This is a genomic window from Peribacillus sp. SIMBA_075 (assembly GCF_046534585.1).
Map to the genome: position 1 here is coordinate 1 of NZ_JAWRYN010000367.1, position 297 is coordinate 297.

General features: G+C 47.5%; 1 protein-coding gene. It reads left to right on the top strand.

The window, feature by feature from the left end; all coding sequences use genetic code 11:
* Nucleotides 1-297, top strand: a 297-nt coding sequence (locus SB775_RS28615) for a dihydrodipicolinate synthase family protein (RefSeq protein WP_410864561.1), incomplete at both ends; no start/stop codon positions are given.

Below are 297 nucleotides of genomic sequence, written 5' to 3' on the forward strand. Positions count from 1 at the left end.
TTCACATTATATAGCGGTGATGACGGTTTAACATTGCCTGTCTTAGGCATTGGCGGTGCAGGGATTGTTTCCGTTGCCTCCCATATCATTGGAAATGAGATGCAGGAAATGATCAACCTTTTTAAAAACGGAAAGATCGAAGCGGCAGCTGCAGCCCATCGCAAACTGCTTCCAATTATGAATGCACTATTTGCTGCCCCAAGCCCATCACCGGTGAAAGCAGCGCTAAATTTGAAAGGAATCAACGTCGGCGGCGTCCGCCTTCCAATGGTTCCACTAACCGCTGAAGAAACAAAC